Origin of the sequence: Erythrobacter sanguineus (genome assembly GCF_900143235.1) — a bacterium.
GTDB classification, from domain to species: domain Bacteria; phylum Pseudomonadota; class Alphaproteobacteria; order Sphingomonadales; family Sphingomonadaceae; genus Erythrobacter; species Erythrobacter sanguineus.
Genome location: NZ_FRDF01000005.1, coordinates 56,691 through 82,826, shown reverse-complemented (window position 1 = coordinate 82,826; position 26,136 = coordinate 56,691). Strand labels below are relative to the sequence as shown.

The window sequence follows — 26,136 nt, the reverse complement described above, 5'->3', positions numbered from 1 at the left end:
TTGCGGCAGGCATGCTGCCGGGATCGTCTCCCATTGGAATGATCGGCACATCGCGCATCGGCTCGTCCCCCGACCGGCCAGGCCCAAATCAAGTCAGCGCCCAAGCCGCTCAAAGTGAACAGGAAATGATACGCCATGGCAAGCGAAAGCAGCGTGACCGGTGATCAGGACACCAGACAGGTGGTCACCCGTTTCGCCCCGTCGCCCACCGGCTTTCTGCATATCGGCGGGGCGCGGACCGCGTTGTTCAACTGGCTTTATGCCCGTCACCATGGCGGTCGCACGTTGCTCAGGATCGAGGATACTGACCGCAAGCGTTCCACCCAGGAGGCGATTGACGCGATCATCGAAGGGCTGGACTGGCTCGGGCTGGATTACGATGCGCCGCCGCTGTTCCAGTCCGACCGGGCGGAACGCCATGCCGAGGTGGCTTGGCAGCTGCTCGATGCGGGCCATGCCTACAAGTGCTTTGCCACCACCGAGGAACTGGAATCCATGCGTGCGGAACAGCGCGCACTCAAGAAGCCCTTGCGTTACGACGGGCGCTGGCGCGACCGCGATCCTTCCGAAGCACCCGAAGGCGCGCCCTTCACCATCCGCCTCAAGACACCGAACGAAGGCGAAATCACCATCCATGACCGGGTGCAGGGCACCGTTACGGTCAGGAATGAGGAAATCGACGATTACATCATCCTGCGCGCCGATGGCACGCCGACTTATATGCTCGCGGTGGTGGTGGACGATCACGATATGGGCGTGACCCATGTGATCCGCGGCGATGATCACCTCAATAACGCCTTTCGCCAACTGCCGATCATCCGCGCTATGAACGCAATCGCCAAGGACACCGGAGAGGCCGGGTGGCCCGATCCGGTCTATGCCCATACTCCGCTGATCCACGGCTCGGACGGGGCGAAGCTTTCCAAGCGCCACGGCGCGTTGGGGGTCGAGGCCTATCGCGACGAATTCGGCATCCTGCCCGAAGCGCTGTTCAACTACCTGCTGCGACTGGGCTGGGGCCACGGCGACCGTGAGGAAATCACCCGCGCCGAGGCGGTCGAGCTGTTCGATCTTGATGGCGTGGGCAAAAGCCCGTCGCGCTTCGACATGAAAAAGCTCGAGAACCTCAACGGCCATTACCTGCGCGAGGCCGACGATACGCGGCTTGCGGCGCTGGTGGCTGCGCGGATCGGCGATGCGGCCGACGAAGGCTTGCTGGCGCGGGCCATGCCGGTACTTAAAGTGCGTGCAAAGAACCTTAACGAAGTGACTGAAGGCGCTACCTTCCTTTTCGCAAAACGTCCGCTGGAAATGACCGAGAAGGCCGCCCAGCTGCTCGATGGCGATGCACGCACCACCTTGCGCAAAATTTGCGACCGGCTGGGTGCCGAAAACGACTGGACAAGCGAAGCGCTCGAAGCCACTACGAAGTCGCTGGCAGAGGATCTGGGATTGGGCCTCGGCAAGCTGGCGCAGCCGATGCGCGCGGCGCTGACCGGGACGACCACCTCACCCGGTATTTTCGATGTTCTGGTCCTTCTGGGACGGGATGAAGCTCTGGCCCGGCTCGAGGCACAAGCTGCCCAAGAGCAGGATCAGGCAGGGTAATTGGACAGGAGACAGACCTTGGCAGACAAGTCGGCGAAACTCGATCTGGGCGGAAATTCGTATCAGTATCCCGTGCTCGAAGGCAGCACCGGCCCGGATGTGGTCGACATCCGCAAGCTCTATGCGCAGACGGGTGCCTTCACCTTCGACCCCGGTTTCACATCGACCGCATCTTGCGAAAGCGCGCTGACCTATATCGATGGCGACGAAGGCGTGCTGCTGCACCGCGGTTACCCGATCGGCCAGCTGGCCGAACATTCGAGCTTCATGGAGGTCTCCTACCTGCTGCTCAATGGCGAACTGCCGAGCAGCCACGAGCTTGACGATTTCACCTACACCATCACCCGCCACACCATGCTGCACGAACAGCTGATGACCTTTTATCGCGGCTTCCGCCGCGATGCGCACCCGATGGCGATCATGTGCGGCGTGGTTGGCGCGCTGTCGGCATTCTATCACGACAGCACGGACATTTCCGATCCCGAACACCGCAAGATCAGCTCGCACCGGCTGATCGCCAAGATGCCGACAATTGCGGCAATGGCGTTCAAATATGCGGTCGGTCAGCCCTTCATGTATCCGGACAACCGTCTGTCCTACACCGGCAATTTCCTGCGCATGACCTTTGGCGTTCCGGCCGAGGAATATGAAGTGGTCCCGGCGGTGGAGCGGGCGATGGACCGGATATTCATCCTCCATGCCGACCATGAACAGAACGCCTCGACCTCGACCGTGCGCCTCGCCGGTTCATCGGGCGCAAACCCGTTCGCCTGCATCGCGGCGGGCATTGCCTGTCTGTGGGGCCCGGCGCATGGCGGAGCCAACGAAGCCGCGCTCAACATGCTGCGTGAAATCGGCACCCCCGACAAGATCCCGCATTACATCGAGCGCGCCAAGGACAAGAATGATCCGTTCCGACTGATGGGCTTTGGTCACCGCGTCTACAAGAACTACGATCCGCGCGCTGCGGTGATGCAGAAGACCGTGCGCGAGGTGTTCGATGCGCTCAAGGTCGATGATCCGCTGTTCGAAACCGCGCTGCGGCTGGAAGAACTGGCGCTCAATGATCCCTATTTCATCGAGAAGAAGCTGTTCCCGAACGTCGATTTCTATTCGGGCATCATCCTGTCGGCGATCGGTTTCCCGACCACCATGTTCACCGCGCTGTTCGCGCTGGCCCGCACGGTCGGCTGGGTAGCGCAGTGGAACGAGATGATCTCCGATCCCGGCCAGAAGATCGGGCGTCCGCGCCAGCTCTACACCGGCCCGACCCAGCGCGATTACGTGCCGCTGGACAAGCGTTAAGGCCTTTGCTGCGATGTTCCGGATGGTGCTGAAAGCGTTTGGCGGCTTGCTGATTGCGTTCGGCACCATGTGGGCACTCCAAGGGCTGGGCCTGCTCAACTGGCCCGCCGGTACCTTCATGCTGGCAAGCTCCGAATGGGCACTCTACGGCGCGCTTACCGCAGTCGGGGGAGCGTTTGTGATTTGGGGCGCCAGCAGGCTTGGCCGTCCGCGCGACTAGGCCGATGGTGCTGGCGGTCGCGATCCTTTTTGCAAAAGGATGGAATGAACACGCCGACCTACGTCTCTGCATTCGATTCGCTTGCTTTTGCAGGCACGGCTCAGGGACAGGACGCGAGAAACGCGTTCGACTGCGATTTGCCCTTTCGCGACGCGATAATGGCGATGGCATCGCTCGAGGTATTGAGCCAGACCCCGGTCAAGCCTTTCCCCGGTCTGCATGGTGGCGGTGATCTGATCGCGTTCAGCACCGGCAAGAGCGTTTTCGGCCTGCCCCCCCAAAGCCTGACCCTTCAAATACTTCAGCCGCGCGAGTTGGAAACCTGCTACCGGCCATAAGCGGCCAGACCCGCAAGCGGTGCTCGTCTTGAGTACACTCGCAAAGCCTCGCTTGCCGCCAAATGCATCTGCGAATTCACGCCCGCCGAGTTCGAAGCCGTGCGCAACTAGTGCGTCTCAAGCCGCCGGCAGTTCCAGCGTGAACAGCGCACCTCCGCCCTTGGCGCTCTCCACCGTCAGGCTGCCGTCCATCGCCTCGGCAAGGCGGTGCGAGATATAGAGGCCCAGGCCCGAACCTCCATCCTTCCCGCCGTCATTGTCGCGCCCCAAGCGTTCGAATTTCTCGAAGATGCGCTGTGCCTGCTCGGGCGTCACCCCCGGCCCTTCGTCGGCGACGCTGACCGCCACGCGGCCCTCGTCCGCCGCAGCGGCGGTGATTGTGACGGTGCTGCCGACCGGCGAATAGGCAATCGCATTGCCGATCAGGTTGATCAGGATCTGCAGCACCCGGCGAAACTCGGCCATCGCCGCCGCACCGCTGCTCTCACCCGCGACAATCAGCTTGATCTCGCGGTTCTGCGCCCGAACACCAAGGATCCCCGCTGCCCGCCCCGCCGCATCTACAAGATCGACCTGTTCGCGCACCGTTGCAAAGCCCGGCGTTTCGACCACTTCAAGATCGGCAAGATCATCCAGCATTGCTGCAAGGTGTTGTCCGGCGCTGGCGATGGTGCCGGCGTAATCGCTGTATTCATCGCGCAACGGGCCAGCAAGGCGCGCGCGGATGGTTTCGGCATTGGCGATGATCCGCGCCACCGGCTGGCGCAAGACCGGGGCAAGCGCAGTGCCGATCAGGCGCGTGGGCGTTGCCTCTTCACCCTGCCCATATTCGTCTCCCGCCGCCTCTGCCACCAGCGGCTCTTCGGCGATCAACAGCAGTTCAAACCCTGTGGGGGCCTGCGGATCGGAACCGAGCGGAATCAGCCGCACGCGCCAGTGGCGCTGCGATCCGGCAAACTGGCACGCCGTGCCATCCAGCAGCCGCCAGTGCAGCGGTTGCTGATGGGAGATGCCGGAAAGCGCGACCAGATCGCTCCATACCTTGCCCGGCGCCATCATTGCCGCCGTTTGCAGTTCGGCCGCATCGGGCGCGAGCGCGCTCAGCACCTGCACGCGCTGGCGCGCGTCTAGCCGGGCGCTGATTTCGGCGGTGGCACGGTCAATCGCATCAAGCCGCTCGGCCAATTCGCGGCCCTGCGATGGCGAGGCCGCGCTGCGCTGCCAGTTTTCAACCAGCACCTCGCAGCCGCCGCCCTCAGCCTCGGCAAGCGGGTGAATCCGCGCAAAGCCGCTGATCCGGGCCTCGCCGTCAAAGGCGAAGAATTCCCGCGCGATCCTGAGGCCCATGCGGCGGCCCTGCCGCACCAGTGCCAGCAATTCCGGAATCGCCAGCGTGCCGGACATCTGCCCACCGCAGCGCTGGTGCAGCTCGGCCAGCGCCTCGTCCGCGCTGATCAGGCGGTCGGCCGCATCGGTAAACCCGCGGGCGCCAAGCAGGCTGTCGCGGCGGTCCATGCTGTTCATCCAGCCTGCCCCGCGGCCAGCAGCAGGCGTGCCTGATCGGGCGAGACATCGGCAATGCCCGGTGTGATGCGCGCGGAAGGCTGGACAGCCAAGAACTGGCGCTCGATCGCCTCCGGCCCCAGACCAGCGGCGCGCAAGCCAAGTGCAAGCCGTGCGCCCTGGCCTTCATGGCAGGCAATCACGGCTGCCGCGCGCGGCTGGCGGGCAAGGGCTGCGAGCGCGCTGGAGAACAGCGCCAGTCCGGCATGATCAAGCGCGAGCGCCGCCACCGCCCCGCGCCGCATGGTCGAAACAAGCCGGGCCAGCAGGCCAAGCCGGCTCGCACCCTCATCATAGGTCTGCTGGAGACGCGCGATCCCGGCGGCGTCATCAATCTGCCGCTCAACCCCTGCAACGAGTGCATGAAACAGCTCTGCCGGAAGTTCGCCAAGCGGCAATTCCATGCGGCGCTGGCTCTGGATGAAGCGCGATTGTGCGGCGAGCGTGTTCATCGCCAGTTCCGCGATTGCCGGCATATCCGAAGCGATCAGTTCCTGCAGCAGCGGGCTCAGCACCGGGTCGATCCCGCTGCGCTGTTGAAGCCGCAGGGCAAGCTGGCTTTCAGTGGCAAGCGCATGGCAGAACGACAGCAGGGCAGGATCACCCGCCAGTGCATTGGCCAGCATATCGCGCGCGGCCGTATCGCCTGCGCCCGACATCCGCAGGGCAGCATCGCGCCCTTCGGCCACCGCCAGCATTTGCGCCGCAAGATCCGCCAGCATCCCGCGCACCCGCGCCAGAATGGCGTCACTCACCAGCGTCTGCCCTTCGCTTGCCAGCAAATGACGCAAAACAGGGACGACAGAACCCAGCGCGCGCTCCTCACGCGCGAGTTCATCCCGCAGGATCGCCTCGACCATTCCGCCGCCAGCAAAGTCCATCGCTTCTTCGCCCATCATGCGCATATAGCCTGCGCATAGTTAAATCCGTGTTAGTTCAATCCGGCGCGCTGCGCAGCAGCAAAGCAGCAAGAACAACAAGGCAGAACAGCGCCAGCGCCTCGGGCAGGAGAGCTGCAAGATGGGCAATCGCAAAGCCAGCCAACAGCGCTATGCGGTCGGACAGGATGATCGCCACCGCCCCGCGCCGGCCCTGCGCCGCCAGCCTCGCCAGCCCGATCGCGAGCGGCCCCAGCACGGCCAGCGGCAAGACCACAGGCCATGGCGCAAGCGCGAATAGCAGAACGATCGCGGCCAGCCCGTCTGCCACCCAGCCCAGTCGCGCCAGAACAACCGGCGATGGCCCTTCACCCAGCAGCAGCAACCGCAGCCGGGCAAAGGCACCGGCGATATTCAGGGCAAAGGCACCGCACGCGGCCAGTCCCAGCCCGGCGGCCGCAGCGCCCGATGCAGCGGTGAGCACCCCCAGCGCCAGAAACAGGATCGATGCAGCCGCCCCCGCCTGCGCTCCTTGCGGCAAAGCGCGCGGCATGAGGCTTTCGACCAGTCGGTTGGCCAGCGCAATCATCGGTGCGCGCCAATCCACCGGACCGGCCGCGCGTGCGATCAATGCCTGTTCCTTCACCGCCAGCGCGGCCGGGTCGTCAGCCAGCAACCACACCTTGGACGAAGGCTCCTCATCTGGAAGCGCACGGCATGGGGTCCCGGCCTGCAGGGCAAGCCGCAAGAGCAGCGAGACAGCATCGGCATCGGACGGAAAATCGGCCAGTTGCTGCACCGGGGCGCCGCGCATCGCCAGCAACCCGGCCCAATGATGCCCGGCATCAATACGTTCAAAATCATCCGGATGCAGCGCAACCAGCGGACTATCGGCCGGCAGCGACGCAACGAAGCGCGGCGGCTGCGCGCCATCTGCAAACAGGGCGCGGACAAGCCCCGGATCCGGCAGCAGGCCGTCGGCAAGGATCACCAGATCATCTTCCGCGCGCACCAGCGCGGGCAAGTGCAGGAACCCGCGCAAGGCCTGAAACGTGCCGCCCGAGGCCTCGACCGCCTGCTGCACCCGCAACACCTCGCCATCAACCCGCTCGCACAGGCACAAGATCCGCTCGCAGCCTTGTGCACGCAACACTTCAACCTGCCGCGCCAGCACCGAACGCCCGGCAAGCGGGAGCTCGGCGCGCAAGGCACCGCTAGCGGTTCTTCTGAGGGCTGCAACCAGGGCCGTGCGCATCGTGGCCGCCTTTCACAAGGGGTCTGATGCACCGGGATTGGCGGTTTCGACGCAGCGGTTCAAGCCACGTGCCCGGACTTTGCCCGAATTAGCGGCCAGTTTGCCTGATCAAATCCGCGCGGTGCCGCCAAACCGGGTCAGAACCGACTCGATCTCACGGATCGCCATCGGTTCACCCGGCGCAGAATTCAGCGCGTGGTCGGCAGCGGCCAGCAATTCGTCGGCGTGGAAACTTGCTGCCAGCCCTTTGATGCGCATTGCCGCGACGGTCCAGTTGCCATCGCAGCGCGCCCGCTTGAGCAGATCAAGCTGACGGCGGGCGCTTTCCAGGAACGCACCGCGCAGCTCGCGCATCAGCACGGCATCATTGCCGGCTGCTGCCGCCAGTGTCGCGTCGAGTGCTCCATTGTCATAAGCCATGGGATGGACTTACACCGGCAAGGTTAAAGCGGGGTTTATCCCGATTCCGGCTGTGGTATGAGGGGGCTATGGCAGAACGGCACCAGATACGCGCCTTGGGGCGCAAGAGCGGCGCGGATGACGCATCGCAACCCGGTTCGACGGAGGCTGCGGGCATGCCCGATGCGCCCCAGGACAGCGGTGACATGCTGCTGGAGGATGCGTGGGATGACAGTGAACCTGCCGCCCCGCCCGCGTCCCGTTTCGGCTGGCTTGCCCCTGCCCTCGCCCTGCTGGCAATCGCCGGCTGGACGGGCTTTTTCGGCTGGACAATCAGTGCTGAACTCATCGCCGGGCCGCCTCCTGCCGCCTGGGCCGGGTGGATTGTGCAATGGTCGGTGCCGGTCGCGCTGATCGCAATCATGTGGCTGCTGGCAATGCGGTCCTCGCGCGCCGAAGCGAACCGGTTTGCTGCCAGCGCAGCCCTGCTCAGCCGGGAAAGCGCCGAGCTTGAGGTGCGGCTCAAGGTGGTGAACCGCGAGCTCAGCCTTGCGCGGGAGTTTCTCGCCGCGCAATCGCGCGATCTTGAAGCGCTGGGCCGGATCGCGGCCGAGCGGATTTCCACCAATGCCGCCGAATTGCAGCAGCTTATCACCAGCAACGGCGCGCAGGTCGAGGCGATCGGTACCGCCAGCGACACCGCTCTGGGCAACATGAACCAGCTGCGCGACGATCTGCCGGTGATTGCCAATGCCGCGCGCGATGTCGCCAACCAGATCGGCGGTGCGGGCCATAATGCGCAAAGCCAGCTTGAACGCCTGACCGAGGGCTTTCAACGGCTGGGCCAGCTCGGCAGCACGAGCGAAACCCGGGTGCAGGGCCTCAGCACCACGATTGGCGAAACACTGGACAGCTTCGAGGCGCAGGTTGCGCGGATCGAAACCCTCGTGGCCGAACGCTTCGCCGGTCTGCAAGGTGAAACCGCTGCATATCGTGAGCGGATCGAGGCGATGGAAACCACCGCGCTGGGCACCATGCGCGCACAGACAAGCCAGCTTGAAACAGATATCGCCGCCGCGGCTGAACGCCTGCGCGAAGCCGACGAGAACGCCCGCCAGCAGATGCGCGCCGAACTTGAAGCGCTCGAACAGGAAGTCGCCGCCCGGCTCAGGCTGGTCGAACAGACAGAAGCCAGCGCCCTGGCCGCCGCGCGCCAGCGGATTGCCGCCATCACCGAGGAAGCGGGGCAGATCGATGCGCGTATCGCCGAGCGCGATGTCAGGTTTGCCGAGGCGATCGAGCAACGGCAGGCGGAATTCGACACCCGCGAGGCGCAGGCCAGCGAGGTTCTGGCTCAGCGGCTCGCCGCGCTTGACGATGCCCTTGCCCAGCGGCGCGAAGCCCAGCTTGCCGATACTGAAAAGCTGGTCGCGCATGGCGAGGCTATTGCGGCACAGCTTGAGACATTCGGCGCGCTGCTCGGCAAGATCAGCCAAAACGGTGATACCGCACGCACCAGCCTTTCGAGCGGCTTCGATGATCTGGACGAAAAGCTGTCGGCCCAGCGCATCGGTCTCGCCGAAACCGAGGCCCGCCTTGCCCAGCTGACCGAAAGCGGCGTGCGGCTGCTTGAAATCATCCAGTCAGGCGCGCGCACGAGCCGCGATGATCTGCAACAGGCCATCGCCGCCGCTGACGGCAGCCTCGAATCGGTCAAAAATCGGGCGGGCGAGGTCAACCAGTTGATGCTACGCACCAGCGAACAGGCCGGGGATCTGTCCGACTATCTTCTCAAGACCCGCGCAGAGATCGACGCCGCCGACGAAGCCATTGCCGGCTTCCGCACCCGCCTTGCCGAACAATCCGACGACACATTGGCCCGATTGCAGGGGCTGCGCGGCGGATTTGCCCAGCTGGCCGAAGAAAGCGGAACGCTGGCAGACGACACGCAGGAACGGTTGCGTGCGGCTTTGGCCGCGCTGGAAAATGCCATCGCGCAGGCGTTTGTCACGCTCGATAATGGTGTGCGCGAAAAAGCCGCCGTGCTGGCCAAGGCGCTTGGCGGCGAGACGGTGCAGGTGCTCGAACGCACGCTGCGCAACGAAACCGCCGCCACCATGGGCAAGATCGAGCAAGCCGCCGCCCATGCTTCGGGGGTCGGCCGCGAGGTGGTGATCCAGTTGCGCGACCAGATGGTGCGGGTCAACGAGCTTACCGGCAATCTCGAACAGCGCGTCTCGCGGGCGCGCGAGCTGGCGGAGGAGCAGGTCAATAACGACTTCGCGCGGCGCATGGCGCTGATCGCCGACAGCCTCAATTCGGCGGCGATCGACATCACCGGTGCGCTATCGGCCGAAGTCGCCGACACCGCGTGGGACACCTATCTCAAGGGCGACCGCGGGATCTTCACCCGCCGCGCCGTGCGGCTGATCGACAATGGCACGGCGCGCGACATTGCCGAGCTTTATCAGAGCGACCATGACTTCAAGTCCAATGTCACCCGCTACATTCACGATTTCGAGGCAATGCTGCGTTCGACCTTGTCGACCCGCGACGGCCACGTGCTGAGCGTGACGATGCTGGGTTCGGACATGGGCAAGCTTTATGTCGCGCTGGCGCAGGCGATCCAGCGCCTGCGCACCTAGAGCGGTTTCCGGGTCGCCGGGTGATTTCAACCGGCATGAAAGCCCTCTATGCCGGGCGAGCGCCCGGCGGTTTTGGCAGGACGTCAATATCCGCGACGGTGATCCAGCCATATTCGTAATTGGCCACGAACAATCCGGTAAACACTGCTGCAATGATGGTCGCACGCAACGCCAGCTTGCCAGGGCGAAAGTTGACCGGCGCGCTGTCCGCCTGCCCCGGCACCTTGGGCGCGCCCACCTCGTCGGCGGTGCGCACGCCAAAGGGCAGCATAATGAAGGCGCTCATGACCCAGAACAGGAAATAGATCGCCGCAATCGAGGTGAACTGCATCAGGCAGGGCTTCCGGGCATGACCACTCGCACCTGCGGCTTCTTGCCTGACCATCGCTGCGCCGCACGCCGCGCGGCAAGGCGAGCGGCTTCGCGGATCACCGCTTCATCGCGCGCGTCCTTGCCCTTGAGGCGGCCCAGCGCGGTCAGCACATCACCTGCTGCTTCCTCCAGGAAATCGGGCAGATCTTCCTCCAGCGGCAGGCCGATCGCCTCGATCTGCGGACGGGTGCCGCGGGCCAGCACCACCACCAGCACGCCTTCGGCGGCGATGCGGCGGCGCATGGTGACCGAATCGCCATTGGCCGGTGTTATGATGTCGCCATCAAGCACCAGACGGCCCGCGCGCACCTCGGCCAGCTTGCCCGGCGATCCCGGAGCGAGACGGATGATGTCGCCATTTTTTTGGACCACCTGCGCCGGAATGCCGCTTTCCTTGCCGACCCGTGCCTGTTCCGCCATGTGGCGGATCTCGCCGTGCACCGGCACCAGCACTTCGGGGCGCAGCCATCCATACAGCGCTTCAAGCTCGGGTCGCCCGGGATGGCCCGAGACATGGATCAAAGCCTGCCGGTCGGTCACCATCTGAATACCGCGCGCGGCCAGCTGGTTCTGGATCTTGCCAATCGAAATTTCATTGCCGGGAATCTGGCGCGAGGAGAACAGCACGACATCGCCTGCGGCCAGTTCGATGGGGTGACTATTGTCTGCCATCCGGCCCAGTGCGGCGCGTGGCTCGCCCTGCCCGCCGGTGGCAATGATCAGCACTTCGCCGCGTGGCAGGCCCATCGCGGTGTCGAAACTGACAGGCGTCGGGAAATCTTCAAGATAGCCATTATCCTGCGCGACCTCGATGATGCGGTCGAGCGAGCGGCCCGCGACGCAGATCTGCCGCCCGGTCTCACGCGCGACTTCGCCCAGCGTCTGAAGCCGCGCGACATTGCTGGCAAAGGTTGTGACAACCACCCGCTTACCCTTGTGGCGCGCGACCTCCTCCATCAGTGCGCGATGCACCGCGCCTTCGGAACCGGACGGCTCCGGATTGAAGACATTGGTCGAATCGCACACCAGCGCCAGCACGCCTTCATCGCCGATTTCGCGCAGTTCTTCCTCGGTCGTGGGTTCGCCGATGATCGGTTCTTCGTCCAGCTTCCAGTCGCCGGTGTGGAAGATGCGCCCGTGCGGCGTGTCGATCAGCAGCGCGTTGCCCTCTGCAATTGAATGCGCCAGCGGCAGGTAGGTGATGGTGAACGGGCCGAGCGCGATCTCGCCATGATCCTCCTCGATGATGTTCAACTCGACCTTGCCGAGCAACCCGGCCTCTTCCAGCTTGCGCGCCACCAGATCGGCGGTGAAGGGCGTTGCGTAAAGCGGCACGCCCAGTTCTCCTGCAAAATAGGGAACTGCGCCGATATGATCCTCATGCGCGTGGGTGAGGACGATGCCGATAAGATCCTTCGCGCGTTCCTCGATGAAATCGAGATCGGCAAAGACCAGATCGACGCCGGGATATTCGGTGCCGGAAAAGGTCATGCCGAGATCAACCATGATCCACTTGCCCTGGCAGCCATAGAGATTGACGTTCATGCCAATCTCGCCCGAGCCTCCGAGCGCAAGGAACAGCAATTCGTCTTCGGGGGTAAAATCTTTCTTCAATGGGTTTCCGGTTCTGTTTGAAGCGTCAGGCGGTTTCGGCCTGACGGGCAAGGATCGCGAGGCCGTCCAGTGTCAGGTCGGCATCGACGTGATCGAAAATGTCTGTGGCGTCATCGAACAATATGGCGAGCCCGCCGGTCGCTACAACCTTCGCGGGGCGACCAATTTCGGCCTGCATCCGCGCAACCATGCCTTCCATCATCGCGACATAGCCCCAGAACACACCGATCAGCATCTGATCTTCGGTGTTGCGCCCGATCACGCTGCGGCTGGAAGGGGTGCGGATGGCGATGCGCGGCAGCTTCGCGGTCTTGCCCACCAGCGCATCCAATGACAGGTTGATCCCCGGCGCAATCGATCCGCCCTTGTAAGCGCCGGTGAAATCAACCGCTTCGAACTTGGTGGCGGTGCCGAAATCGACGACGATCAGATCGCCGCCAAACTTGTGATGCGCGGCAAGGATATTGAGCGCACGGTCGGCCCCGAGCGAGGATGGCTGGTCGACATCAATATCAAACCGCCACGCCGCCTTGCCCTGCCCTGCGAACAGCGGCGTGAGGCCGAAATATTTCTGGCACAGCACGGTAAGGTTATGATCCGCGCGCGGCACCACCGAGGCGACGATGATCTGGGTGATGTCGGTGCGATCGACGCCTTCGATCTTGAGCAATTGCAGCAGCCATACCGCATATTCATCGCCCGTGCGGCGCGGGTCAGTGGCGATCCGCCAGCGCGCGCGGATATGGTGCGTCCCGTCCTCGTCGTAATTGAACAAGGCGAAGACGACATTGGTGTTCCCGACATCGGCGGCGAGCAGCATCTGATGCATTCCTTTCTAGGATATGTCCCCGGCGCGAATGACACGTTCGCTGCCGTCCGCCAAGCGCAGCCGCAACGCGCCGTCGCTTTCTTCCAACCCGGCAAAGGAGCCGGAAAGCACCGATCCGTCGGCATCATGCACAGTGACGGGTGAGCCCTGGGCATGGATCGAACCATCCAGAAACGCCTGCAACGTCGCGCCAAGGCCGTGGATGCGCCAGCTTTCCAGCCTGCGGGCGAAACTGGCGGCAAGGCTGGCCGCAAAATCCTCGGGCCGAGGCGGGGCGATCACGTCAGCCAGCGCCGCGGTCTTGCGGTCAGGCAGATCGGGCGCCCGTCCAAGGTTGGCCCCGATCCCGACCACGATCTGACCGCGCACCATCTCAAGCAGGATGCCTGACAGCTTGCCGCCGTTCAGCAGCACATCATTGGGCCATTTGAGCGCGAGGTCGGCCCCCTTGCCCAGCGCCTTTCGAGCGGCATCGCGCACCGCCAGCGCGGCAACGAAGCTGAGCGAGGCCGGCGGCGGTCCGTCCGTTTCCAGCGTCACCACGGTCGAACCCATGAAATTGCCAGCGCCATCAAACCATGCGCGCCCCTGCCGCCCGCGGCCGGCAGTCTGGCGCCGCGCCACCAGCCATGTGCCTTCCGCCAGGGTCTGACCGCCGCGGATTGCGCCAGCAAGATCGGCATTGGTCGATCCGGTTTCCTCGACCAGTCTGATGGCAGGCGCAGCGTTCAAACCGCGAGGAACAGCGAAGCCGCGGCCTTGTCAGCCAGATCGGTCAGCGACGGGGTGAGCAGATAGCCGAGCGGCGAGATGATCACGGCGGTCAGCCCCAGCAGCGCCCAATGGCCCGCGCCGCTCTTGCCGGTGACCACGCCTGCCGGTTCGTCGAAGAACATCGCCTTGACGAACTTGATGTAATAGAACGCACCGATCACGCTGGCAGCGATGGCGATCGCACCAAAGGCGATCAATCCGGCCTCGACCGTGGCCTGAAACACCACGAACTTGCTGTAGAAGCCAAGCAGCGGCGGGATGCCCGCAAGGCTGAACATGAACAGCAGCAGCGCCCATGCAATCGCCGGCTGCGTCACTGAAAGCCCGCGAATATCGGCAAAGGTCTCGTAGAGGTTGCCGTCCTCGCCGCGCAGCATCAGCAGCGCGACAAAACTGCCAAGGCTCATGGCGACATAAATGAACAGGTAGACCAGCATGGCGCTGGCCCCCGCCTGATTGGCCACCGCAAGGCCGAGCAGGATGAACCCGATATTATTGATCGAGGAATAGGCCAGCAGACGCTTCAGACTTTCCTGCCCGATCGCACCCAATGCGCCGAAGACAATCGATGCAAGCGCAGTGAACATGACGATCTGCTGCCATGCGTCCACCTGCCCGCCGAACACCTCGAACACGACGCGCGCGGTCAGCGCCACGGCAGCGACCTTGGGTGCGGTGGCAAAGAACGCGGTGACAGGCGTGGGCGCGCCCTCGTAAACATCGGGCGTCCACATGTGGAACGGCACCGCGGAAATCTTGAAGGCAAGGCCGGACAGGACAAAGATCACCCCGAACAGTGCGCCGGTTCCCATCTCGCCCGTCAGGCCCGCGCGCACGGCGGTGAACGCGGTGCCGCCGGTAAAGCCGTAAAGCAGGCTCATTCCGTAAAGCAGGATGCCCGAGGCGAGCGCGCCCAGCACGAAATACTTCAACCCCGCCTCGCCCGAGCGCACATCGCGCCGCAGGATCGCGGCCAGCACATAGGCCGACAGGCTGTTGAGTTCGAGCCCGAGATAAAGGCTCATGAAATCATTGGCCGAGACCATGATGCTCATACCGACACAAGCGAAGATCACCAGCACCGGATATTCGGCGCGCATCATGCGCTCGGTTCCAGCAGCAGCGCTGCTGAAAAATGCCGGGGCGACCATCAATGCGCCAATTGCCGCCAGATAAATCAGCGCCTTGGCAAACAGCGCGAAGCTATCGACCTTGAGCAGTCCGCCAAAGGCGAGCGTCGCCGGGCCATCGGTGCCGAAATGCAGGCCCGGTACCAGCATGAAACCGGCACCGAACAGAGCAGCGGCAGCGGCAATCGCAATACCGCGTGCGGCCTTGTCCCCGCCCCATGCGGCAACCAGCAGCAGCACGAGACCCGCGGCAATCAGCAGCAATTCAGGCGCGATGAGCGCGAAGGAAGGAACGAAATCCATCAGTGCGCGCCCTCCCCGGCGCTTGCGGGTTGGTCGTTGGCATGATCGGCGTTTTCATGGTGCGGCAGCGCATTGGCAGCGTCTGCCCGCGGGGTGCCGGGGGCAAGCTGCGCATCGGAAGCCGGAGCCGCCGCCGCAAGCCGCGCATCAAGCACCGCGATATCAGCGCGCATCGGCGCAAGGAAGCTTTCCGGGTAAACCCCCATCCACAGCACCGCTGCGGCAATAGGGGCCATCATCACCCATTCCCGCGGCGAGATATCCCCCATCGCCGCCGCGTCTTCATTGGTCTGCCCCCCAAACGCCACGCGGCGATAGAGGTAGAGCATATAGGCCGCGCCAAGGATGATCCCGGTGGTCGCCACCAGCGCGACGAGGCTGGAGGTCTGGTAGATCCCCGCCAGCGCCAGAAATTCGCCGACAAATCCACTCGTTCCCGGCAAGCCGATGCTCGCCATGGTGAACAGCAGAAAGAACAGCGCGTAATAGGGCATGTTGATCGCAAGGCCCCCATAGCGCGCGATTTCGCGGGTGTGCAGGCGATCATAGATCACGCCCACGCACAGGAACAGCGCGCCCGAGACGAGGCCGTGGCTGAGCATGATGATCATCGCACCTTCTAGGCCCTGCACGTTGAAGGCGAACAGGCCCACCGTGACAATCGCCATGTGCGCTACGCTGGAATAGGCGATCAGCTTTTTCATGTCGGCCTGCACCAGCGCGACCAGCGAGGTATAGACCACCGCGATCATTGACAGGATGAAGACCAGCCACGCGAAATCGGCGGAAGCCTCAGGGAACATCGGCAGGCTGAAGCGGATGAAGCCGTATCCGCCCAGCTTCAGTAGCACGCCTGCAAGGATCACCGACCCGGCGGTCGGCGCCTGCACGTGGGCATCGGGCAGCCAGGTGTGCAGCGGCCACATCGGCACTTTGACCGCGAAACTCGCAAAGAAGGCCAGCCACAGCCAGGTCTGCGCCTCTGCCGGGAAATCGTACTGCATCAGCGTCGGGATGTCGGACGTGCCGGCCTCGGCCACCATCCAGAACATCGCGATCAGCATCAGCACCGATCCAAGCAGCGTGTAGAGAAAGAACTTGTAGCTGGCGTAGATGCGGTTATCCCCGCCCCATACCCCGATGATCAGATACATCGGGATCAGGCCCGCTTCGAAGAAGACGTAGAACAGGAACAGATCCTGCGCCGAGAATGTGCCGATCATCAGCACTTCCATGAACAGGAAGGCGGCCATGTATTCGCCGACGCGTTTCCGGATCCCGTCCCAGCTGGCAAGGATGCAGATCGGCATCAGGAACACGCTCAGCATGATCAGCAGCAGCGCGATCCCATCAATCCCCAGCGCATAGCTGAAGCCCGCGAACAGATCGGCGCGTTCGGTGAACTGCCACTGCGGGCCGCCAATCTGGTAATTCGACCACAGCACAACGCCGAGCAAAAAGGTGACGAGCGTCGCCCCGAGCGCAATCCAGCGCGCAAGGCTCGCACCCGCAAACAGGCACGCGCACGCGCCCGCCAGCGGCACGAGCATCATCAGCGACAGGATGGGAAGGCCGTCCATTGGCGAAATGCGCTCCTAAAGCAGAACGTAGGTGATGGCGGCGACCAGCCCGAGCAGCATGATCAACGCATAGGTGTAGACGTATCCCGACTGGATCGACTTGGCAGCGGTAGCGCTGCGATCGACCACCCAGGCGATGCCATTGGGGCCGAAGCGGTCGATCGTCCCGATATCGCCAAGCTTCCAGAACTTCGCGCCGAGCCAGAAGGCGGGCTTCACGAAGACCGCATCATACAGCTCATCGAAGTACCACTTGCGGAAGACGAAATTGTGCAGAGCGCCGAAGGTGGCGACGAACTTCGCCGGGATATCGGGCTTGGCAATATAGGCTAAGCAAGCCCCCGCAAAGCCGATGAGCATCACGACCAGCGCTGAATACTTCACCCAGTATGGCACCGCGTGCATCGCGTGGATCAGCGGCTCGTTATAGAATATCGACCCAGCCCAGAACGCGGCGCTATCAAGGAATGCGGGAGCAAACACCTGCCCGGCAGCAACCGCACCAATCGTCAGCACGCCAAGCGGGATCAGCATCGATACCGGGCTTTCATGCGGGTGATATCCGCCAGTGGTGTCATCACCGGCTTCGGCGGGCGTCTTGTGGACGAAATGCTGGATATGTTCGCTCTCGATCCAGCGCGGCTTGCCCCAGAAGGTGAGGAACATCAGCCGCCAGCTGTAAAAACTGGTCAGCAGCGCCGCGACAACGCCGAGCCAGAAGGCAGTGACCGAAATCTGGGTGCCGCGCGCAAAGGCGACTTCGAGCACCGCGTCCTTCGACCAGAACCCGGCAAAGCCGACGCCAAGGTGATAGACCCCCAGCCCCGTGATCGCGAGCGTGCCTGCCAGCATGGCGTAAAAGGTGAACGGGATCGCCTTCCTGAGGCCGCCGTAATAGCGCATGTCCTGTTCATGGTGCATCGCGTGGATCACGCTGCCTGCGCCAAGGAACAGCAGCGCCTTGAAGAAGGCGTGGGTGAACAGGTGGAACATCGCCACCCCGTATGCGCCAACGCCAGCAGCAAAGAACATGTAGCCCAGCTGCGAACAGGTCGAATAGGCGATCACCCGCTTGATGTCCCACTGGGTGGTGCCGATGGTGGCAGCAAAGAAGCAGGTGGCAGCCCCGATCACCGTCACGATCATCAGCGCGGTCGGTGCGGTCTCGAACATCGGCGAAAGGCGGCACAGCATGAACACGCCCGCCGTCACCATGGTCGCGGCGTGGATCAGCGCGGAGACCGGAGTCGGGCCTTCCATCGCATCCGGCAGCCAGGTGTGCAGGCCCAGTTGCGCCGACTTGCCCATCGCGCCGATGAACAGCAGGATGCACAGAATATCCATGGTGTACAGGCGCATGCCGACAAAGGTGATCGTCGATCCGCTCATCGCCGGGGCGGCGGCAAGGATTTCGGGGATCGAGGTGGTCTGGAACACCAGAAACGTGCCGAAAATGCCGAGCATGAAGCCCAGATCGCCCACGCGGTTGACCACAAAGGCCTTGATCGCGGCGGCCCCAGCGCTCGGCTTCTTGAACCAGAAACCGATCAGCAGATAGGAGGCAAGGCCAACCCCTTCCCACCCGAAGAACATCTGGACAAGGTTATCTGCCGTCACCAGCATCAGCATCGCAAAGGTGAACAGCGACAGGTAGGCAAAGAAGCGCGGCTGATCCGGGTCCTCCTCCATGTAACCCCATGAATAGAGGTGCACGAGCGCCGAGACCGAATTGATCACCACCAGCATGATCGCGGTCAGCGTATCGACCCGCAGTGACCAGTCGAACGAGAGCGTGCCGCTTTCGACCCACTTCAGGACCTGCACCACTTCGGCGGTTTCGGTTCCGCCGATGAAGCCAAGGAAGATCGGCCAGCTGAGGCCCGCCGACAGCAGCAGCGCGCCAGTGGTAATGGATTTGGCCGCGACATTACCAAGCATCCGGTTGCCCAGCCCTGCGATCAGGGCAGCCAGCAACGGCGCAAACACGATGATGAGGATGGTATTCACGAAAACCTTACCCCTTCATCCGGTTGATATCATCAACCGCAATTGATCCGTGGCCGCGGAAATAGATCACCAGAATGGCGAGCCCGATGGCCGCCTCCGCCGCCGCGACCGTCAGCACCAGCATGGCAAACACCTGACCCACCAGATCCTGCATGAAGGCGCTGAAGGCAACGAGGTTGATGTTCACCGCCAGCAGGATCAGTTCGACCGCCATCAGGATGACGATCACGTTCTTGCGGTTGAGGAAGATCCCCAGCACCCCGAGCACGAACAAGATCGCGCCCACGGTAAGGTAATGTTCGATGCCGATCATTGTGCATCCTTCCGTTCGTATCGAGCGGAGCGCGCAGCGCGCAGTCGAGATACCAGAGCCGAAAGTGTCTCGACTTCGCTCGACACGAACGGCGTTTGCGAAATGCCGATCACAGCTCGACCCCCTGCCCGATCTCCGGGTTTTTCATGACGGTTGCATCCTCCGGACGGCGGCGGGTCTGCTTGCCCACGTCCTGCCGCGCACGTGCGCCGGGCTTGGGCGGCTGGAAAGTCAGCACGATCGCGCCGATCATCGCCACCAGCAGGATGATGCCCGCAATTTCAAATAGCAGGATGTAACGCCCGTAAAGCAGCGCGCCCAAGGCCTCGATATTGCTGACCTCAGCCGCCTGCATCGCGCTGCCATCGGGCGATCCCAGCGTGATGCCGCCCGCATTATACGCGCCAACTGCCAGCAGCAGTTCCGCCAGCAGCACCGCCGCCACCGCCAGCCCCAGCGGCGCATTGCGGCTGAAGCCTGCGCGCATCGCGGCAAAATCAATATCGAGCATCATCACCACGAACAGGAACAGCACCGCGACCGCGCCGACATAGACGATCACCAGCAGCATCGCGATGAACTCTGCCCCCACCAGCACCATCAGGCCGGCGGCGTTGAAGAACGCCATGATCAGCCACAGCACCGAGTGCACAGGGTTCTTCGCCATGATCGTCATCACGGCGGCACCGACCACGATGGTCGCGAAGAAATAGAAGGCGATGGCCTGTATCATGTTGTGTCTCCGCCGGTCCGTCACCCCGGCGAAGGCCGGGGTCCAGAAAGCGGCAATGCGATCCCTTAGTCCAAACTGGATCCCGGCCTGCGCCGGGATGACGAAGTAAATTCCAAGACCCCGTGTCCCTCGTCGCAGCGCGCCCTAGCGGTAGGGTGCGTCGGCTTCAAGGTTGGCCGCGATGGCCCGTTCCCACTTGTCACCATTGCTGAGCAGCTTGGCCTTGTCATACAGCAGCTCCTCGCGGGTTTCGGTGGCGTATTCGAAATTCGGCCCTTCGACGATGGCATCGACCGGGCAGGCTTCCTGACAGAAGCCGCAATAGATGCACTTGGTCATGTCGATGTCGTAGCGGGTGGTGCGACGGCTGCCATCCTCGCGCGGTTCGCTCTCGATGGTGATCGCCTGCGCGGGGCAGACGGCCTCGCACAGCTTGCAGGCGATGCAGCGTTCCTCGCCATTGGGATAGCGCCGCAAAGCATGCTCCCCGCGGAAGCGCGGGCTAAGCGGCGACTTCTCGAACGGATAGTTGATCGTCACCTTGGGCTTGAAGAAATACTTCAGCGTCAAGGCGTGCGCCTTGAGGAATTCCCAGAGGGTGAAGCTCTTGATGAGGTGGGAGACGGTGGTCATGACTGGCCTCTCACAGCGGTGGGCTGCGCGGGATTGGCTTCAACGATTTCGGTGGCAGGTGCGGGCATGTCGGCGGTGCTGACCTTGTCGAAATGCCCCGTCGCCATCAGGTAGCCGCTCGTCACCGCGACAAACAGAAGGCTCATCGGCAGAAACACCTTCCATCCGAGGCGCATCAGCTGGTCGTAGCGGTAGCGCGGCACGGTCGCCCAGATCCAGCTAAACATCAGGAAGAAGGCGAAGGTCTTGAGCAGGAACCAGATGATCCCGGGCACCAGGTACAGCGGCGCCCAGTCAATCGGCGGCAGCCACCCGCCCCAGAACAATAGCGTGTTCAGGGAGCACATCAGCAGGATGTTGGCATACTCGCCGAGCCAGAACAGCGCGAAGCTCATCGAGGAATATTCGGTCTGATAGCCCGCGACCAGTTCGCTCTCCGCCTCAGTCAGGTCAAACGGGGCGCGTGCTGTCTCGGCCAGGGCCGAGATAAAGAACACCACCCACATCGGGAACAGCAGCGGATGCACCGCATAGGCGTTGATCAGCCCAAACCCGAAGCCCTGCTGCGCGTTGACGATGCCGGACAGGTTGAACGTCCCTGCAAACAGCACCACGCACACCAGCACGAAGCCGATCGAAACTTCGTAGGAAATCATCTGCGCCGAGGCGCGCATGGCCGAGAAGAACGGGTATTTGGAGTTCGACGCCCACCCGCTCATCACCACGCCGTAAACCCCCATCGAGGAGATCGCGAGGATGTAGAGCAGGCCCACGTTGATGTCGGCAATCACCCCGCCATCCCAGAACGGAATCACCGCCCAGGCGGCCAGCGCGACGGTAAAGGTGATGATCGGCGCGAGCAGGAAAATGCCCTTGTTCGCGGCGGTGGGGATGATGGTTTCCTGCAGGAACACCTTGAGGCCATCCGCGAATGATTGCAGCAGCCCGAACGGCCCGACCACATTCGGCCCGCGCCGCAACATGATCGCGCCGAGCACCTTGCGGTCGACATAGATCACCATCGCCACGCTGAACATGACGAGCAGCGAAACGATGACGATCGCCGCCACGGTGGCGACAGTCCAGGCCCATTCGTAGCTGAGGCCGAGCGATTGGAAGAAGGCGGTCACTGCCGGGTCTCCAGGTACCTGCGGAAATAGGTCAAGGCTGAGGCAGCCATTAGCAAGAAGCTGCCGTGGTACGCCTGCGTCGTGAAGTTCTGCCCATTGGCGAGGGCATTCAGCAGAACAAGCACGAACAATCCGATGAGGATCGCCGGGGTCAGATCGACCACCCTGTCGACTAGGCGGTTCATTCCGCAGCCTCCTTCACATCCGCCCCATGCAGCAGCTCGTCCGAGCAGCGCTGCATCACCTCGCTCGCGCGGGCGATGGGGTTGGTGAGGTAGAAGTCCTTGATCGGGTAGCCCGCAATCTCGCCTTCGAACTTGGCACCGCTGTCGGGTTTGGGCAGCGCGCCGTAATCGGCGAGGCCCTCTTCGCCTAGAGCGGGAACGGCGGCGATCATCTTTGCCTGCAGCGCGGCGAAGCTGTCGAAGCCGACCGTGACGCCCAAAGCGTCAGCGAGCGCACGCAGGATCGTCCAATCCTCGCGCGCATCACCGGGGGCGAAGACCGCTTTCTCGGCAAACTGCACCCGGCCTTCGGTGTTGACATAAGTCCCGTCCTTTTCGGCATAGGACGCGCCCGGCAGGATGATGTCGGCGTGATGTGCGCCCTTGTCGCCGTGGTGGCCGATATAGACCTTGAGGCTGCTGCCGAACGCGCCGTAATCCATTTCATCAGCGCCGAGGCTCAGCAGCACCTTGGGCGAAGCAGCAGCGATCTCGCCCATCCCGCCCGGAGCAGTGAAATCAAGCATCAGCGACGCCATGCGCGCCGCTGAGATGTGCAGCACGTTGAAGCCGTTCCAACCGTCGCGAACAAGGCCGAACTTGTCGACCAGCTTGAGCGTGGCGGCAAGCACGCCCTTGGCGAGGCCCGCCGCGCCGAGGATCACCGCCGGGCGCTGGGCCGACTTCATGACGTCACCCAATTCCTTGGGAATGCGGTTCAGGATCTTCAGATCGGAACCAAGGAAGGTCGCCGGATAGGTCGGGTCCCATTCGGGGCCGATGATATAGACCTTGGCCCCCGCCTTCACCGCCTTGCGCAGGCGGACATTGAGCAGCGCGGCGTCCCAGCGGACATTGCTACCGATTATCAGGATCGCATCGGCGGTTTCGATACCCGCAAAGGTCGAATTGAAATTCACCGCCGCAAGTTTCGACACGTCATAGGTCATGCCTGTCTGGCGCGCTTCGGTGAGGTTCGATCCGCAGGCATTGACCAGCGCCTTGGCGGCAAACATCGTCTCGGCATCGAGCAGATCGCCCGCAACCGCCGCGATGCTGCCCTTGTCGCCTTCCAGAGCTCCCGCAATCATGCCGAAGGCTTCGGTCCACTCAGCCGGTTGCAGCTTGCCGTCACGACGCACCCACACGCGGTCCAGGCGGCGCTTGGTCAATCCATCGACCTGATAGCGGCCCTTGTCCGACAGCCACTCCTCGTTGACGTCGTCATTGATGCGCGGCAGCGCGCGCATCACTTCGCGGCCCTTGGAATGGAGCGTGATGTTCGCCCCCACCGCGTCCGAGACGTCGATGCTCAGCGTCTTCTTCAATTCCCACGGCCGCGCCTCGAAGGCATAGGGCCGCGAGGTCAGCGCGCCGACCGGGCACAAGTCGATGACGTTGGCCGAAAGCTCATGCGCCGCCGCCTGTTCGAGATAGGTGGTGATCTGCATATCCTCACCGCGGTAGAGCGCGCCGATCTCGTCCACGCCCGCGATCTCTTCGGAAAAGCGGACGCAGCGGGTGCAGTGGATGCAGCGGGTCATGATCGTCTTGATCAGCGGGCCCATGTACTTCTCGGTGACGGCGCGCTTGTTCTCATCAAAGCGCGAGCCGCCGCGGCCATAGGCGACCGCCTGATCCTGCAAATCGCACTCGCCGCCCTGATCACAGATCGGGCAATCGAGCGGGTGATTGATGAGCAGGAACTCCATCACGCCCTCTCTGGCCTTCTTGACCATGGGCGAGTCGGTGCGGATTTCCTGACCATCGGCAGCGGGCAGCGCGCAGGAGGCCTGCGGCTTGGGCGGCCCGGGCTTCACTTCGACCAGACACATGCGGCAATTGCCCGCGATGCTGAGGCGCTCGTGATAACAGAAGCGCGGGATTTCCTTGCCCGCCAGCTCGCACGCCTGCAGCACGGTGGCGCCCGCGGGGACTTCGATTTCCTGACCGTCTACGGTGACTTTAGGCATTACTCGGCTGCCTCCGCGAACTGCGCGTTGTGCTCGTTGATCCGCCGTTCCAGCTCGGGGCGGAAATGCCGGATCAGGCCCTGAATCGGCCATGCCGCCGCATCGCCCAGCGCGCAGATGGTGTGGCCTTCGACCTGCTTGGTGACCTCGTGCAGCATATCAATTTCCTCGATCGCCGCATCACCGGTGCGCAGGCGCTCCATCATGCGCCACATCCAGCCCGTGCCCTCGCGGCAGGGGGTGCACTGGCCGCAGCTTTCGTGCTTGTAGAAATAGGACAGGCGGCTGATCGCGCGGACGATGTCGGTCGACTTGTCCATGACGATCACCGCCGCCGTGCCGAGGCCCGAGCCAAGCTCCTTCAACCCGTCGAAATCCATCGGCGCGTTGCGGATTTGTGCGGCGGGCACCAGCGGCACCGACGAACCGCCGGGGATCACCGCCAGCAGATTGCCCCACCCGCCGCGAATGCCGCCACAGTGCTTTTCGATCAGCTCTTCAAAGCTGATGCTCATCGATTCCTCGACCACGCAGGGCTTTTCCACGTGGCCAGAAATCTGGAACAGCTTGGTGCCCTTGTTGTTCTCGCGCCCGAAGGAGCTGAACCACGCCGCCCCGCGCCGCAGGATCGTCGGCGCGACCGCGATGCTTTCGACGTTGTTGACCGTGGTCGGGCAGCCATACAGCCCCGCGCCCGCCGGGAACGGGGGCTTGAGCCGTGGCTGGCCCTTCTTGCCTTCAAGGCTTTCGATCATCGCGGTCTCTTCGCCGCAGATATAGGCACCCGCGCCGCGGTGCATGAAGACGTCGAAATCATAGCCCGAACCGCAGGCGTTCTTGCCGATCAGCCCTGCTTCGTAAGCCTGATGGATCGCCGCCTGCAGCACTTCGGCCTCGCGGATATATTCACCGCGCACATAGATATAGGCCGCCCGCGCGCGCATCGCGAAGCCTGCCACCAGCGCGCCTTCGACCAGCTTGTGCGGATCGTGGCGCAGGATTTCGCGGTCCTTGCACGACCCCGGCTCGGATTCGTCGGCATTGATGACGAGGAAGCTCGGGCGACCGTCACGCGATTCCTTGGGCATGAAGGACCACTTGAGCCCTGTCGGGAAGCCCGCCCCGCCCCGCCCGCGCAGGCCCGAGGCTTTCATCTCCTCGACAATCGCGTCTGGCCCGCGTGCGAGCAGCGCCTTGGTATCGTCCCAGTCGCCGCGCGCCTGCGCTGCCTTGAGGCCCCAATCCTGAAACCCATAGACGTTGGTAAAGATGCGGTCCTTATCGCTAAGCATCACAGCTTCCCTTGTGCTTTGGCGCGTTTCAAGCGCACCAATGAAATCACCTGAAACATCAGGCCCAATCCCATCAGGATTACGCCCATTTCACCCTTGCCCGTCGCGGAGAAATAGGCGCCCAGAGCAAAGCCGGTCAGCCCGGCACCGGCCAGGGCGAGCGTCAGCGGGCTCATCCGATCACCCCTTGATCATAAAGCCCGTAAAGCGCGCCAAGAATAAGGATGATAACCCCCACGCGCATCAACCCCATCAGCGCCTTGTAGGCGATGAAGGCGAGCACGGCTGCGCCAAGGAGAGAGGCGACTGCGGTCACCACTCACCCCTGTAATCGTGGTTGGCGCTGACCATGTCCGTCAAGGTCGTCGGCCCGCCCGCAGGCTCTGAGGTATGGCGACCCGGCTCCTGCGTGCCGGTCTTCGGCTTCTGCCCCGCCGCCAGCGCATCGAGCACCGCGTCGAGGCGTTCGGGCGTCAGGTCTTCGTAATTGTCGTCATTGATCTGGACCATCGGCGCGGTGGCGCAATTGCCCATGCATTCGACTTCGGTGAGGGTCCACAGCCCGTCCGCCGAGACCCCGCCCTTCACCATCCCGCGCTTCTTGCAGGCGGCGATGATGTCGTCACTCCCGCGCAGCATGCAGGGCGTGGTGCCGCACACCTGCACGTGGAATTTGCCGACGGGCTTGAGATTATACATGAAATAGAAGCTGGCGACTTCGAGCACGCGGATCACCGGCATGCCGAGATATTGCGCGACATATTCGATCACCGGCAGCGGCAGCCAGCCCTGCGTATCGGTCTCGGCACCGACCTGCCGCTGGGCGAGATCGAGCAACGGCATCACCGCCGAGCGCTGACGCCCTCCGGGATATTTGGCGATGTGCCAATCGGCGGTTTTCTTGTTCTCCGGCGTCCATGCGAACGCGCTCCAGCGGGCGCGCAGTTCGGGGGTATCGGGTGCGGGGGTGCGGTCAGCCATTGGACGAACTCAATTCAGCGACCTTGGCAGCTTTCTC

26 protein-coding genes are annotated in these 26,136 nt (G+C 63.4%); 5 read left to right on the top strand and 21 right to left on the bottom strand.

Annotation, left to right across the window (positions count from 1 at the left end):
• Window positions 1-135: 135 nt before the first annotated feature.
• Genes gltX through BUA05_RS05115 form a run of 4 tightly spaced genes read left to right on the top strand, consistent with a single transcriptional unit; the run spans window position 136 to window position 3,471 of the window.
• The gene (gene gltX, locus BUA05_RS05130; RefSeq protein WP_072673594.1) at window positions 136-1,608 is read left to right on the top strand and encodes a glutamate--tRNA ligase; all 1,473 of its coding nucleotides are present in this window, start codon (window positions 136-138) and stop codon (window positions 1,606-1,608) included.
• Between the two features lie 18 nt (window positions 1,609-1,626).
• Window positions 1,627-2,913 carry a citrate synthase gene (locus BUA05_RS05125; protein WP_072673593.1) on the top strand — a complete coding sequence of 429 codons (1,287 nt, stop codon included), beginning with the start codon at window positions 1,627-1,629 and terminating at the stop codon, window positions 2,911-2,913.
• A 22-nt stretch (window positions 2,914-2,935) separates the two neighbouring features.
• Window positions 2,936-3,133: a hypothetical protein gene (locus BUA05_RS05120; RefSeq protein ID WP_084662491.1), complete on the top strand. Its 198-nt coding sequence runs from the start codon at window positions 2,936-2,938 to the stop codon at window positions 3,131-3,133.
• A gap of 44 nt (window positions 3,134-3,177) precedes the next feature.
• The gene (locus BUA05_RS05115; RefSeq protein ID WP_072673591.1) at window positions 3,178-3,471 is read left to right on the top strand and encodes a hypothetical protein; all 294 of its coding nucleotides are present in this window, start codon (window positions 3,178-3,180) and stop codon (window positions 3,469-3,471) included.
• A gap of 117 nt (window positions 3,472-3,588) precedes the next feature.
• Here BUA05_RS05115 and BUA05_RS05110 read toward each other — a convergent pair whose 3' ends face one another.
• The 4 genes from BUA05_RS05110 to BUA05_RS05095 form a co-directional block, all read right to left on the bottom strand.
• A complete protein-coding gene (locus BUA05_RS05110) occupies window positions 3,589-4,995 on the bottom strand; it encodes an ATP-binding protein (RefSeq protein WP_084662482.1) in 1,407 nt (468 codons plus the stop codon).
• A complete protein-coding gene (locus BUA05_RS05105; protein ID WP_143150261.1) occupies window positions 4,992-5,933 on the bottom strand; it encodes a hypothetical protein in 942 nt (313 codons plus the stop codon). The genes BUA05_RS05110 and BUA05_RS05105 overlap by 4 nt, the downstream gene beginning before the upstream one ends.
• 37 nt (window positions 5,934-5,970) lie before the next feature.
• Window positions 5,971-7,167 (bottom strand): hypothetical protein, encoded by a 1,197-nt coding sequence (locus tag BUA05_RS05100; RefSeq protein ID WP_143150260.1) that lies wholly within the window; start codon window positions 7,165-7,167, stop codon window positions 5,971-5,973.
• Window positions 7,168-7,275: 108 nt separating this feature from the next.
• Window positions 7,276-7,587 (bottom strand): Hpt domain-containing protein, encoded by a 312-nt coding sequence (locus BUA05_RS05095; RefSeq protein WP_072673589.1) that lies wholly within the window; start codon window positions 7,585-7,587, stop codon window positions 7,276-7,278.
• A 155-nt stretch (window positions 7,588-7,742) separates the two neighbouring features.
• On the opposite strand from BUA05_RS05095, the gene BUA05_RS05090 reads away from it, so the two are divergent.
• Window positions 7,743-10,211, top strand: a complete 2,469-nt coding sequence (locus tag BUA05_RS05090) for a coiled-coil domain-containing protein (protein WP_245790089.1) — start codon at window positions 7,743-7,745, stop codon at window positions 10,209-10,211.
• A gap of 46 nt (window positions 10,212-10,257) precedes the next feature.
• On the opposite strand, the gene BUA05_RS05085 is transcribed toward BUA05_RS05090, so the two are convergent.
• The 17 genes from BUA05_RS05085 to nuoE form a co-directional block, all read right to left on the bottom strand.
• Entirely contained in the window at window positions 10,258-10,542 is a 285-nt protein-coding gene (locus tag BUA05_RS05085) for a DUF1467 family protein (protein WP_072673587.1), read from the bottom strand.
• Window positions 10,542-12,197, bottom strand: coding sequence for a ribonuclease J (locus BUA05_RS05080; RefSeq protein WP_178139141.1), 1,656 nt, complete (start codon window positions 12,195-12,197; stop codon window positions 10,542-10,544). Before BUA05_RS05080 ends, BUA05_RS05085 begins: the two co-directional genes overlap by 1 nt.
• Before the next feature lie 25 nt (window positions 12,198-12,222).
• Window positions 12,223-13,017, bottom strand: coding sequence for a type III pantothenate kinase (locus BUA05_RS05075; protein WP_072673712.1), 795 nt, complete (start codon window positions 13,015-13,017; stop codon window positions 12,223-12,225).
• A 15-nt stretch (window positions 13,018-13,032) separates the two neighbouring features.
• Window positions 13,033-13,758 (bottom strand): biotin--[acetyl-CoA-carboxylase] ligase, encoded by a 726-nt coding sequence (locus BUA05_RS05070; RefSeq protein ID WP_245790088.1) that lies wholly within the window; start codon window positions 13,756-13,758, stop codon window positions 13,033-13,035.
• Window positions 13,755-15,233, bottom strand: a complete 1,479-nt coding sequence (gene nuoN / locus BUA05_RS05065; RefSeq protein WP_072673586.1) for an NADH-quinone oxidoreductase subunit NuoN — start codon at window positions 15,231-15,233, stop codon at window positions 13,755-13,757. Before nuoN ends, BUA05_RS05070 begins: the two co-directional genes overlap by 4 nt.
• Entirely contained in the window at window positions 15,233-16,813 is a 1,581-nt protein-coding gene (locus BUA05_RS05060) for an NADH-quinone oxidoreductase subunit M (RefSeq protein ID WP_072673585.1), read from the bottom strand. The genes nuoN and BUA05_RS05060 overlap by 1 nt, the downstream gene beginning before the upstream one ends.
• A gap of 15 nt (window positions 16,814-16,828) precedes the next feature.
• Window positions 16,829-18,820: an NADH-quinone oxidoreductase subunit L gene (nuoL, locus tag BUA05_RS05055; protein ID WP_072673584.1), complete on the bottom strand. Its 1,992-nt coding sequence runs from the start codon at window positions 18,818-18,820 to the stop codon at window positions 16,829-16,831.
• Window positions 18,821-18,827: 7 nt separating this feature from the next.
• Entirely contained in the window at window positions 18,828-19,133 is a 306-nt protein-coding gene (gene nuoK, locus BUA05_RS05050; RefSeq protein WP_072673583.1) for an NADH-quinone oxidoreductase subunit NuoK, read from the bottom strand.
• A 109-nt stretch (window positions 19,134-19,242) separates the two neighbouring features.
• A complete protein-coding gene (locus BUA05_RS05045) occupies window positions 19,243-19,866 on the bottom strand; it encodes an NADH-quinone oxidoreductase subunit J (protein WP_072673582.1) in 624 nt (207 codons plus the stop codon).
• A gap of 144 nt (window positions 19,867-20,010) precedes the next feature.
• Complete coding sequence (gene nuoI / locus BUA05_RS05040; protein WP_072673581.1) at window positions 20,011-20,499, bottom strand: NADH-quinone oxidoreductase subunit NuoI; 489 nt, start codon at window positions 20,497-20,499, stop codon at window positions 20,011-20,013.
• Window positions 20,496-21,629: an NADH-quinone oxidoreductase subunit NuoH gene (gene nuoH / locus BUA05_RS05035; protein WP_245790087.1), complete on the bottom strand. Its 1,134-nt coding sequence runs from the start codon at window positions 21,627-21,629 to the stop codon at window positions 20,496-20,498. The genes nuoI and nuoH overlap by 4 nt, the downstream gene beginning before the upstream one ends.
• Window positions 21,626-21,814 (bottom strand): hypothetical protein, encoded by a 189-nt coding sequence (locus BUA05_RS05030; RefSeq protein ID WP_072673580.1) that lies wholly within the window; start codon window positions 21,812-21,814, stop codon window positions 21,626-21,628. Before BUA05_RS05030 ends, nuoH begins: the two co-directional genes overlap by 4 nt.
• Window positions 21,811-23,826, bottom strand: coding sequence for an NADH-quinone oxidoreductase subunit NuoG (nuoG, locus tag BUA05_RS05025; protein ID WP_072673579.1), 2,016 nt, complete (start codon window positions 23,824-23,826; stop codon window positions 21,811-21,813). Before nuoG ends, BUA05_RS05030 begins: the two co-directional genes overlap by 4 nt.
• Window positions 23,826-25,118 (bottom strand): NADH-quinone oxidoreductase subunit NuoF, encoded by a 1,293-nt coding sequence (nuoF, locus tag BUA05_RS05020; RefSeq protein ID WP_072673578.1) that lies wholly within the window; start codon window positions 25,116-25,118, stop codon window positions 23,826-23,828. Before nuoF ends, nuoG begins: the two co-directional genes overlap by 1 nt.
• The gene (locus tag BUA05_RS14705; RefSeq protein ID WP_169711469.1) at window positions 25,118-25,294 is read right to left on the bottom strand and encodes a hypothetical protein; all 177 of its coding nucleotides are present in this window, start codon (window positions 25,292-25,294) and stop codon (window positions 25,118-25,120) included. Before BUA05_RS14705 ends, nuoF begins: the two co-directional genes overlap by 1 nt.
• Window positions 25,291-25,434 carry a hypothetical protein gene (locus BUA05_RS14700; protein ID WP_169711468.1) on the bottom strand — a complete coding sequence of 48 codons (144 nt, stop codon included), beginning with the start codon at window positions 25,432-25,434 and terminating at the stop codon, window positions 25,291-25,293. The genes BUA05_RS14705 and BUA05_RS14700 overlap by 4 nt, the downstream gene beginning before the upstream one ends.
• Window positions 25,431-26,099 (bottom strand): NADH-quinone oxidoreductase subunit NuoE, encoded by a 669-nt coding sequence (nuoE, locus tag BUA05_RS05015; RefSeq protein WP_072673577.1) that lies wholly within the window; start codon window positions 26,097-26,099, stop codon window positions 25,431-25,433. The genes BUA05_RS14700 and nuoE overlap by 4 nt, the downstream gene beginning before the upstream one ends.
• Window positions 26,100-26,136: the final 37 nt, after the last annotated feature.

Excerpts from the sequence above, each read along its gene's own strand:
- BUA05_RS05030 (WP_072673580.1), bottom strand. The coding sequence starts at position 21,814 with ATGAACCGCCTAGTCGACAGGGTGGTCGATCTGACCCCGGCGATCCTC.
- BUA05_RS05100 (WP_143150260.1), bottom strand. The coding sequence starts at position 7,167 with ATGCGCACGGCCCTGGTTGCAGCCCTCAGAAGAACCGCTAGCGGTGCC.
- BUA05_RS14705 (WP_169711469.1), bottom strand. The coding sequence starts at position 25,294 with ATGAGCCCGCTGACGCTCGCCCTGGCCGGTGCCGGGCTGACCGGCTTT.
- BUA05_RS05060 (WP_072673585.1), bottom strand. The coding sequence starts at position 16,813 with ATGGACGGCCTTCCCATCCTGTCGCTGATGATGCTCGTGCCGCTGGCG.
- BUA05_RS05090 (WP_245790089.1), top strand. The coding sequence starts at position 7,743 with ATGCCCGATGCGCCCCAGGACAGCGGTGACATGCTGCTGGAGGATGCG.
- BUA05_RS05095 (WP_072673589.1), bottom strand. The coding sequence starts at position 7,587 with ATGGCTTATGACAATGGAGCACTCGACGCGACACTGGCGGCAGCAGCC.
- nuoG (WP_072673579.1), bottom strand. The coding sequence starts at position 23,826 with ATGCCTAAAGTCACCGTAGACGGTCAGGAAATCGAAGTCCCCGCGGGC.
- nuoI (WP_072673581.1), bottom strand. The coding sequence starts at position 20,499 with ATGACCACCGTCTCCCACCTCATCAAGAGCTTCACCCTCTGGGAATTC.
- BUA05_RS05115 (WP_072673591.1), top strand. The coding sequence starts at position 3,178 with ATGAACACGCCGACCTACGTCTCTGCATTCGATTCGCTTGCTTTTGCA.
- nuoF (WP_072673578.1), bottom strand. The coding sequence starts at position 25,118 with ATGCTTAGCGATAAGGACCGCATCTTTACCAACGTCTATGGGTTTCAG.
- nuoE (WP_072673577.1), bottom strand. The coding sequence starts at position 26,099 with ATGGCTGACCGCACCCCCGCACCCGATACCCCCGAACTGCGCGCCCGC.
- BUA05_RS05105 (WP_143150261.1), bottom strand. The coding sequence starts at position 5,933 with ATGATGGGCGAAGAAGCGATGGACTTTGCTGGCGGCGGAATGGTCGAG.
- BUA05_RS05085 (WP_072673587.1), bottom strand. The coding sequence starts at position 10,542 with ATGCAGTTCACCTCGATTGCGGCGATCTATTTCCTGTTCTGGGTCATG.
- BUA05_RS05110 (WP_084662482.1), bottom strand. The coding sequence starts at position 4,995 with ATGAACAGCATGGACCGCCGCGACAGCCTGCTTGGCGCCCGCGGGTTT.
- gltX (WP_072673594.1), top strand. The coding sequence starts at position 136 with ATGGCAAGCGAAAGCAGCGTGACCGGTGATCAGGACACCAGACAGGTG.
- BUA05_RS05045 (WP_072673582.1), bottom strand. The coding sequence starts at position 19,866 with ATGATACAGGCCATCGCCTTCTATTTCTTCGCGACCATCGTGGTCGGT.
- BUA05_RS05075 (WP_072673712.1), bottom strand. The coding sequence starts at position 13,017 with ATGCTGCTCGCCGCCGATGTCGGGAACACCAATGTCGTCTTCGCCTTG.
- nuoN (WP_072673586.1), bottom strand. The coding sequence starts at position 15,233 with ATGGATTTCGTTCCTTCCTTCGCGCTCATCGCGCCTGAATTGCTGCTG.
- BUA05_RS05120 (WP_084662491.1), top strand. The coding sequence starts at position 2,936 with ATGGTGCTGAAAGCGTTTGGCGGCTTGCTGATTGCGTTCGGCACCATG.
- nuoK (WP_072673583.1), bottom strand. The coding sequence starts at position 19,133 with ATGATCGGCATCGAACATTACCTTACCGTGGGCGCGATCTTGTTCGTG.